Source organism: Limnobacter sp. SAORIC-690 (genome assembly GCF_002954425.1).
Lineage (GTDB): Bacteria > Pseudomonadota > Gammaproteobacteria > Burkholderiales > Burkholderiaceae_B > Limnobacter > Limnobacter profundi.
In genome coordinates this window covers 239,035-247,352 of the sequence record NZ_MQVZ01000001.1, presented here as the reverse complement: position 1 = coordinate 247,352, position 8,318 = coordinate 239,035, and the positions used below count along the sequence as shown (strand labels likewise).

Genomic DNA, 8,318 nt, shown 5'->3' with positions numbered 1-8,318 from the left:
TCGGGCAGTTAACAGGCAGTCAAGAGATCGGAAACCAAGCCGATCGGGCAGTTAACCGGCAGGCGAGAGAGCGGAACCCAAGCCGATCGGGCATGTAACACTCAGCGCGTTAAGGAATCAGCACCGTACAACCTGTCGTGCGTCGTCCCTCAAGTTCTGTGTGTGCTTTCACCACATCGGCCAGCGCGTATCGCTGATTGATTTGAATTTTCACAGCCCCGCTGGCCACAACGCCAAACATTTCGGCTGCGCTTTCAAGCATTTCGGCCTTGTCTACGGTAAACGATGCAACCGTGGGGCGGGTCAGCACCAATGAACCGCGCTCGGCCAGCCATTGCAATGGCACTGGGTCTACTTTGCCACTGGCATTGCCAAAGCTTACCATCATACCGCGCGGTTTCAGGCAATTCAAGGAATCAACAAAGGTTGCTTTTCCCACGCTGTCGTACACCACCGGCACTCCCTTGCCGTCGGTCAGTTCTTTCACGCGATCGACGATATTTTCTTCGCTGGTAATAATCACTTCTGCGCAACCATTGGCTTTGGCCAACTCCGCTTTCTCTCGGGTGGAAACAGTGCCGATGACTCGCACGCCCAGCGACTTTGCCCACTGGGTAGCAATGGTGCCCACGCCACCCGCTGCGGCATGGAACAAGATGGTTTCACCTGCCTGTACTTTGTACACGCGGCGCAGCAGGTACTGCGCTGTGAAGCCTTTCAGCATCATGGCGGCAGCAGTTTCAAAATCAATGCTGTCCGGAATTTTCATCAGTGGGTGTGCCGGCATGTTTCGCACGGTGGTATACGAACCCACCGGGCCGGAGCCATAGGCCACGCGGTCGCCCACTTTCAGGTCAGTTACGCCTTCTCCAACTGCACGCACAATGCCTGCACCTTCGGTGCCGGGGCAGCAGGGCAGGGGTTGTGGGTAAACGCCAGTGCGCCAATACACTTCGATGTAATTCAGGCCAATTGCTTTGTGTTCAATCTGCACTTCACCGGCTTTGGGTGGACCCACTTCGATGTCTTCCATTTTCAACACATCAGGTGCACCGGGGTTGTAAAAACGAACAATTTTTGCAGGTGTAGTACTCATGTCATCGCTCCTTCTTTTGCTTCTTTTTTCATGCTGAGTAAGGCTACACCTGCAATTACAAGTGCGGTCCCCACAGCATGCCAAACGGTAAATGGTTCTTCTAAAATCCAGGTGCCCAACGCAATCGTGGCGATGGGGCCAATCATGCCCAGTTGCGACACACGTGGTGCGCCGATCAAGCTGATGGCAGTCATTACGGCGAATACTGGTACAAAGGTGCAAAACACCGCATTCACGAGCGACCAGCCCCACACGGGCAAAGGTTGTTCAACAATGATGCTCAATGGCTGCTGAATATTGATTTGTAGCAGTATGGCGGCGGCCGAGACCAGCGTAGCCATGGCTGTAACCCGTATGGTACCCAAGCGCTTTAGCAACCTTTCACCGACAATCAAATAACTGGCATAGCAAACTGCGGACATAAACACCAACAGCACACCAAGCGCCGTGTTATCGCCTACCAGCACGGTTTCATGGCCATACACGACAGCCAACCCTACGTAGCTGAGCACCATACACATGACTTGCCATGGCTGAGGCCACTGGTGTTTGATCAAACAGGCGATCAACAGCACGATGGACGGATAGGTGAACAGTATCAGTCGTTCAAGCCCGGCGGTGATGTATTGCAATCCCATGAAATCGAACAGGCTGGCCAGGTAGTAGCCTAACAAACCTGCCAGCGCGATCAAGCCATAGTCTTTGGCTGTCATTTTCGCGGCATTTTTTTCTCGCAACACGGTGAAGATGAGCGCGCCCAGAAACAGCGGTAGCGACAACAGCATGCGCATGGCCAGCAGTGGATGCGTCAACCGGGTAGGCATACGCCAGCTTCACCACAATGGCTTTGCCAGAAAAAAAGATGGCGCCCAAGAGCGCCAAACCCACGCCCCAAGCCGTGGGTGATCGTTCCAATAAAGCGCGCGTTCGGCTCAAGGCTGGCGCGCGCTTTTACAAACGTTTGATGAGGCTCGAGGTGTCCCAGCGCTGGCCGCCCATGCCCTGTACCTCGGCATAAAACTGATCAACCAATGCGGTCACTGGCAGCTGCGAACCATTGCGGCGTGCTTCTTCAAGCACCAGGCTCAGGTCTTTGCGCATCCAGTCCACTGCGAAACCAAAATCGAATTTGCCCTCCACCATGGTTTTGCCACGGTTGTCCATTTGCCAGCTTTGGGCGGCGCCCTTGCCTATCACTTCCAGCGCCTTGTTCACATCCAGCCCGGCGTTCATGCCGAACTTCAGCGCTTCGGCCAAGCCTTGCAACAAACCGGCGATACACACCTGGTTCACCATTTTTGTCAGCTGACCACTGCCGGATTCACCCATCAAAGTCACGGCTTTGGCGAATGCGGCAATTACATTCTTGGACTGTTCGAAGTCGGCGTGAGTTCCTCCGCACATTACAGTCAACTGGCCATTTTCTGCTCCAGCCTGGCCACCAGACACTGGCGCATCAATGAAACCGAAACCGGCGTCTTTCGCATGTTCAAACAGTTCGCGTGCAATTTTTGCGCTGGCCGTGGTGTGGTCGATGAACACCGCACCGGGCTTCATGCCGTGGAAAGCGCCATTGATGCCCGTGCAAATTTGGCGCAAGTCGTCGTCGTTGCCCACACAGGCGAAAACAAAGTCCTGGCCTGTCGCGGCTTTTTCAGGTGTTGTGGCCATTTTGCCGCCGTGCTGCGCGACCCATTTCTCGGCCTTGGCCGAACTGCGGTTGTACACCGTCACCTCGTGGCCTGCTTTGGCCAAATGACCTGCCATGGGGTATCCCATTACACCCAAACCCAAAAACGCGACTTTGAAACCCATATTTACCACCTGAAAAGTTTTAGTTCTTGATTGAACTGTATCGGAATAGAACCGGTATTGCGCTTCGGATCATCCCTAGGTTTATGAGAAAAGGGTCGCATGGGTGATACCTCGATATCCAGGCTTTCTACCCTCCAACAATTATCGAATAAAGTGAATTTTAATTAATATTTGTACATACATTGTATTTATGATTAAATTTGAATGGGATCCTTTAAAGGCAATTTCAAACAGGAGAAAGCACGGAGTGTCTTTCGATGAGGCTCAATCTGTGTTCTATGACGAATTTGCGCTCCAGTTTTTTGATGATGAGCATTCAGAGGACGAGGAGCGTTTTATTTTATTGGGCTTAAGCGATCAGCGCAGACTGCTGATGGTTTGTCATTGCGAAAGACAGCAAGGTAATTCGGTGCGGATCATTTCCGCGCGTAAAGCAACTAAAAATGAAGCCAGGTTTTATTCGGGAATTTGACGATGAAGAAAGAATTTGATCTCTCAAAGATGAAGGTGAGAAAAAATCCTTACGCTGGAAAGCTTAAAAAGCCGGTAACCATGCGGCTAAGCGAAGACGTTATCGAGTACTTCAAGTCGATGGCTGAGGACGCGGGTGTTCCCTATCAAAGCTTGATCAATCTATATCTACGTGATTGTGTTCTTCAGCACCGAAAAATTGAAATTTCATGGGATTCGTCAACACAATGAAAATCTGGGTCGATGCCGACGCTTGCCCGGTGGCAGTGAAGGAAATCATTTTTCGTGCGGCTGACCGAACTGGCATTGAAACCACTTTGGTGGCCAACCAATACATTCGTACGCCGCCCTCTAAATTCATCAAGCTGTTGCAGGTGCCGCGTGGTTTTGATGAGGCCGATGACGAGATTGTGCGCCGCGTAGAGGCTGGCAATTTGGTGATTACCAGCGACATCCCCCTGGCGGCCCAGTTGGTGGACAAAGGTGCGCAGGTGTTAAGCCCACGTGGTGAAATGTTCACCGCAGAAAATATCAAAGCCCTGCACACCATGCGCGACTTCATGGACACCATGCGGGCAAGCGGCATCGATACAGGCGGTCCGCCCGCCTACAGCCAAGCGGACCGAAAAACTTTCGCCAGTCAATTTGACCGAATCATCGCGAAGTTTCCAAAGGCTGTTTAGCCTTTTTCTACCGTGACTTCACTGATCAAAATCACCGGGCTGGCATTGGTGTAGTTGGGAATGTCTGCCATGATTTCCTGCGCATGCGGGCCAAATGCGGCCTGAAAAGCTTCAACGGAATCCACCAGCAAATGCCCCATGGCCACAAACGCTGGCGCATCGCCTGCGCCGCCAGCCAGCCCTTTGTCGACTGTGTAGTGGTGCAAGGCTTTGCCCATTTTGCTTTTTACCAGCGGCATGTGCGTGGTTTTGTAGTAATTGTGGTCAAAGCTGACGCCTTGCGCATTGGGGTACATCACACTGACTTTGATCATTTTTGTGGTCTCCTCGACTGCCTCTATTTGATCCAGACCTGCTTGGCGTTAACAAACTCGCGAATGCCGTGTGGCCCAAGCTCGCGGCCGTAACCCGATTGCTTGATGCCACCACTGGGCAGTCGGGGGTCGGTTTTTACAATGCCATTGACAGCCACCTGTCCAGCCTGCAATTCATTGATTGCACGCATGGCTTTGCTGGTGCTGGCTGTCCATATACTAGAGCCCAAACCGTAGTTTGTGTTGTTGGCCACTGCCAAGGCATCATCAATATTTTCTATCGGCATCACCGCCATGACTGGGCCGAAAGTTTCTTCTTCAAATGCACACATGCCGGGCTGCACATCGGCCAGCAAAGTAGGGGCATAGTGGTAGCCAGGCGCATCGGGAAGCTGACCGCCCAGCAGGCACTTTGCACCTTGTTCAATGGTTTGCTGCACCTGGCGATGAAGGTTGTCGCGCAAGTCTTCGCGGGCAATAGGCCCAATGTCGGTTGTAGAATCCAGCGGGTTGCCCATTCTCAGTTTGGCAAGCCGCACCTTCAGCAAGGTGGTGAATTCTTCATAAATCTTCGCTTCAATCAATATGCGTTTGGCTGCAATACAGCTTTGGCCAGCATTGATGATGCGTGACAACACCACCACATCGGCTGCGCGTTCCAGGTCGGCATCGGCCAGCACAATACAGGGGTCGGCGCCCCCAAGTTCAAGTACCGCAGGTTTGAGTTCCGATGCGGCGGTGGCTGCAACCTTTCGACCTGCCGCGCTTGAGCCTGTAAAGCTGACCGCCATGATGCGCGGGTCGCGAATGGCTTGTTCCACATGCTCGGTGCGCAGCGGCAAATTCACCACCACGCCAGCAGGGGCGCCAGCCTCTTTGAACAGGTCGGCCAATGCCTGCGCTGTGGCGGGTACGTTCGGGTCGTGCTTCATCACGCAGGTGTTGCCCGCCATCAGTGCCGGGGCCAGGTAGCGAAAAGCCAGCCAGGCTGGTGCATTCCAGGGCAATATGCCCAACAGGGTGCCCAATGGCTGGTACTTCACATAGCTTTCCGATGCATCGGATGCAATCCATTCGTCGGCCAAATGTTTGCTGGCATGCTCAGCATAGTATTCACAACAGGTGGCAGCCTTTTCTACTTCAGGGCCACCTTCTTTCACGGGTTTGCCCATTTCGAGTGCCATCAATTCGGCCAGCCTGCCTTTGTGTTTGCGCAATTGAGCAGCCACGGCATGAAGCACTTTGCCGCGTTCAGCAAATGATTTCGAGGACCATAGCGGAAAGGCAGCGGCAGCAATACCAATTTGTGCGCTGATTTGTTCACCTTGCAGGGCGAGATGCTCGCTGATTTTTTCGCCGGTGAATGGGTTGGTTGATGTGAGCATGGCAGTGGTCATACAGCTTGGTCCTCCTGCGTATTTGTGTCAGTGACGGTGTCAGTGGCCGCTTTTTTCTTGCCGGGTGTGGTGTTCACTGCACTGAGCGTGTGAACGTTTTTTTCAGGTTTCACGGTGAAATCGCGGTCGAGCGAAAAAAATGATTCGCAACCGTTTTTTGTAATGATGATGGTGTCGGAGATGCCGCAGGTTTTGTCACCATCCACACCCCACATCCACGGAATGATGTGAAAGGTCATGCCCTCTTCAAGGATGGACGATTCGCCCTGCTTCAAACTCATGATGTAGCCTTCATCCCAGCTGGGTGGGAATGCAATGCCGATTGAATACCCGGAGCGGGTAATCAGCCGAGCGCCCACATCGTTGTGGGTAATGATATTGCGCACCAGGTTGTCGGCATCCGACACGGTCATGCCCGGTTGAAAATACTCATGAACGGCATCCAGCGCATGCTTCATGGTCTCTTGCGCTTTGTACATGGAGTCGCTGAGTTCACCCAGCACTGCGGTGCGCATCATGGCGGTGTGGTAGCGTCTGTAGCATCCGCCCACTTCCAGAAACACATGTTCCCCGGGTTTCACCACGCGGCCTTCCCAGGTGGCGTGGCCTATCATGGTGCGTGGTCCGCTGGTGACGTAAGGCATCACGGCGGGTGGCTCTCCACCAGCCTTGAACATGGCCGATGAAATGGCAGCACCAATGTCATTTTCGGTGGCGCCGGGAACACAGGCCTCCAGGCCCGCTTTCATGCCCGCTTCCGTTGCAGTTGCGGCTTTTCTCATGAGCTCAATTTCAACCGGCGATTTGCGCAAGCGGCCTTGTTCAACAATGCCGAAGCAGTCCAGCAGTTTGCCTTTGCTCAAGCGGGTGTGGACAAAGTCTTGCTGATAGGCCGGGAAAAAATAACTGTTTCTCTCGTAGCCAATTCGTTTGTCATCCAGCCTGAATTCACGCAGTGCATCCAGCAACATTTGAATGGCATCGCCAGTGTCGGGGTAGGGGCGCGATTGTTCTACCCAAGTGCGCGCAAACACATTCGATTCTTCCAGTGCACGGGTAATCATGAACGGCTCGTCTTCAAGCGGTACCACCAGTGCCTGAAAAAATGAGTACCCCGTTGTTTGATAGTCGGTCAGGTACATGATGTTTTCAGGATCGGTGATCACCACCGCATCCAGCCTGCGCTGGGCAATACGCATGCGCAATTCCGCGATGCGCCGCTCGTATTCCTCGAAAGGAAAGGTCATGTCATCACGTTTTTTCATGCGGCCTCCATCACGCGGTTCACCGCCTTGATCAGGGTGTTCAGGCCTTCTTCCAAGTCGCTGTCAGGAATGGTCAACGGTGGAATCAGTTTGATGACTCGCCCGCCAGTGCCGCAGCTTGCAATCATCAGGCCGTTCTCGAAACACTGGTTCACAATGGCTTTCGAAGTCTCGGTGCTGCCCACATTCAGACCCAGAATCATGCCCTTGCCGGTCAGCTCCAGTTGTGGGTGGCGGTGCACCACACTTTGCATGGCCGCGTGCATCACCTTTGCCTTGTGCTTCACCTCGGTCATGAGTTCATCGTTTTCGAAGTAGGTGAGCGCTTCACGACCGGCCACAAACGACAGGTTTTGTCCGCGGAAGGTGCCGGTGTGTTCACCCGGCGCCCAGTGCTTGTCAATTTCAGGCTTCACCAAATTCAGCGCCATGGGTGTGCCCCAGCCGCCGATGCCTTTGGCCAGGCACACAATGTCGGGGTCAATACCCAGTTCATCAAAACTGAAGTAAGTGCCGGTTCGGCCGCAGCCCACTTGAATGTCGTCCACAATCAACAGGGCACCCAATTCATGCGCAAGTTGTTGGAGTGCTTGAAGCCACTTGGCGCTGGCCACCTTCACACCACCCTCAGCCTGAATGGTTTCAATCAAGAATGCGGCGGGTGGTGCCACGCCGCTGGATGTGTCGGCATACAAGGCGCGCATGCGTTCAATGCTTTCTTCACCGCAGCCCAAAGTGCAACCTTTGCAGGGCGTTTCGCAGCCAAAGGCTTGGTGGGTCACATGTTGCAAAGGTACACCCGCAGCGCCACGGAAATACGCATTGGCGGTGCAAGCCAGCGAACCCAGGGTCATTCCGTGAAAGCCATGCGAAAAGGACACAATTTGTTGTCGGCCCGTGACGCGTCGTGCAATTTTTAAAGCCGCCTCAACGGAGTTGGTGCCTGTGGGCCCCATGAACTGCATTTTGTGCGGCATGTTGCGCGGCTTCAGCACAATGTCTTCAAATTTTTCAATAAAGGCGCGCTTGGCTACTGTGGCCATGTCCAGGCTGTGGGTAACACCGTTGGATTGAATGTAATCCACCACTGCTTTTTGCATGCGCTCGTTGTTGTGCCCAAAGTTCAGCACACCGGCACCTGCAAAAAAATCAATGTACTCTTTGCCGTTTTCATCGGTTTGTCGGGCGTTCAATGCCTTGTCAAACACCACTGGATAGGTGCGGCTATAGCCGCGCACATCGCTTTCTCGTCGCTCAAAAGTTTGCATGTTCATTCA

Annotated in this window: 9 protein-coding genes and 1 pseudogene; 3 read left to right on the top strand and 7 right to left on the bottom strand. The window is 53.5% G+C overall.

Going from position 1 to position 8,318, the window contains the following annotated elements; translation table 11 throughout:
• Nucleotides 1–109: 109 nt before the first annotated feature.
• The 3 genes and pseudogenes from BSZ31_RS01145 to BSZ31_RS01135 all read right to left on the bottom strand — a co-directional run.
• Nucleotides 110–1,096, bottom strand: a complete 987-nt coding sequence (locus BSZ31_RS01145; RefSeq protein ID WP_105027174.1) for a quinone oxidoreductase — start codon at nucleotides 1,094–1,096, stop codon at nucleotides 110–112.
• Nucleotides 1,093–1,920, bottom strand: a complete 828-nt coding sequence (locus BSZ31_RS01140; protein WP_105027173.1) for a DMT family transporter — start codon at nucleotides 1,918–1,920, stop codon at nucleotides 1,093–1,095. The genes BSZ31_RS01145 and BSZ31_RS01140 overlap by 4 nt, the downstream gene beginning before the upstream one ends.
• Nucleotides 1,921–2,047: 127 nt before the next feature.
• A pseudogene (locus BSZ31_RS01135) lies at nucleotides 2,048–2,926 on the bottom strand (NAD(P)-dependent oxidoreductase); the annotation flags it as partial.
• 175 nt (nucleotides 2,927–3,101) lie between these two features.
• Between BSZ31_RS01135 and BSZ31_RS01130 the strand changes: the two are divergent.
• Genes BSZ31_RS01130 through BSZ31_RS01120 form a run of 3 tightly spaced genes read left to right on the top strand, consistent with a single transcriptional unit; the run spans nucleotide 3,102 to nucleotide 4,065 of the window.
• Entirely contained in the window at nucleotides 3,102–3,383 is a 282-nt protein-coding gene (locus tag BSZ31_RS01130; protein WP_105027171.1) for a BrnT family toxin, read from the top strand.
• 2 nt (nucleotides 3,384–3,385) lie between these two features.
• Entirely contained in the window at nucleotides 3,386–3,613 is a 228-nt protein-coding gene (locus BSZ31_RS01125) for a BrnA antitoxin family protein (protein WP_105027170.1), read from the top strand.
• Entirely contained in the window at nucleotides 3,610–4,065 is a 456-nt protein-coding gene (locus BSZ31_RS01120) for a YaiI/YqxD family protein (protein WP_008252002.1), read from the top strand. Before BSZ31_RS01125 ends, BSZ31_RS01120 begins: the two co-directional genes overlap by 4 nt.
• Here BSZ31_RS01120 and BSZ31_RS01115 read toward each other — a convergent pair.
• Genes BSZ31_RS01115 through BSZ31_RS01100 form a run of 4 tightly spaced genes read right to left on the bottom strand, consistent with a single transcriptional unit; the run spans nucleotide 4,062 to nucleotide 8,315 of the window.
• Nucleotides 4,062–4,379 (bottom strand): EthD family reductase, encoded by a 318-nt coding sequence (locus BSZ31_RS01115; RefSeq protein WP_105027169.1) that lies wholly within the window; start codon nucleotides 4,377–4,379, stop codon nucleotides 4,062–4,064. The genes BSZ31_RS01120 and BSZ31_RS01115 overlap by 4 nt on opposite strands.
• 23 nt (nucleotides 4,380–4,402) lie before the next feature.
• Nucleotides 4,403–5,776, bottom strand: coding sequence for an NAD-dependent succinate-semialdehyde dehydrogenase (locus BSZ31_RS01110; protein WP_105027168.1), 1,374 nt, complete (start codon nucleotides 5,774–5,776; stop codon nucleotides 4,403–4,405).
• Entirely contained in the window at nucleotides 5,773–7,041 is a 1,269-nt protein-coding gene (doeA, locus tag BSZ31_RS01105; RefSeq protein WP_105027167.1) for an ectoine hydrolase, read from the bottom strand. The genes BSZ31_RS01110 and doeA overlap by 4 nt, the downstream gene beginning before the upstream one ends.
• On the bottom strand, nucleotides 7,038–8,315 hold the full coding sequence (locus BSZ31_RS01100) for an aspartate aminotransferase family protein (RefSeq protein WP_240605613.1): 1,278 nt from the start codon (nucleotides 8,313–8,315) through the stop codon (nucleotides 7,038–7,040). Before BSZ31_RS01100 ends, doeA begins: the two co-directional genes overlap by 4 nt.
• Between the last annotated feature and the right edge of the window lie 3 nt (nucleotides 8,316–8,318).

Coding starts and splice junctions, on each gene's coding strand:
- BSZ31_RS01145 (WP_105027174.1), bottom strand. CDS start 1,096: ATGAGTACTACACCTGCAAAAATTGTTCGTTTTTACAACCCCGGTGCA.
- BSZ31_RS01140 (WP_105027173.1), bottom strand. CDS start 1,920: ATGCCTACCCGGTTGACGCATCCACTGCTGGCCATGCGCATGCTGTTG.
- BSZ31_RS01130 (WP_105027171.1), top strand. CDS start 3,102: ATGATTAAATTTGAATGGGATCCTTTAAAGGCAATTTCAAACAGGAGA.
- BSZ31_RS01125 (WP_105027170.1), top strand. CDS start 3,386: ATGAAGAAAGAATTTGATCTCTCAAAGATGAAGGTGAGAAAAAATCCT.
- BSZ31_RS01120 (WP_008252002.1), top strand. CDS start 3,610: ATGAAAATCTGGGTCGATGCCGACGCTTGCCCGGTGGCAGTGAAGGAA.
- BSZ31_RS01115 (WP_105027169.1), bottom strand. CDS start 4,379: ATGATCAAAGTCAGTGTGATGTACCCCAATGCGCAAGGCGTCAGCTTT.
- BSZ31_RS01110 (WP_105027168.1), bottom strand. CDS start 5,776: ATGACCACTGCCATGCTCACATCAACCAACCCATTCACCGGCGAAAAA.
- doeA (WP_105027167.1), bottom strand. CDS start 7,041: ATGAAAAAACGTGATGACATGACCTTTCCTTTCGAGGAATACGAGCGG.
- BSZ31_RS01100 (WP_240605613.1), bottom strand. CDS start 8,315: ATGAACATGCAAACTTTTGAGCGACGAGAAAGCGATGTGCGCGGCTAT.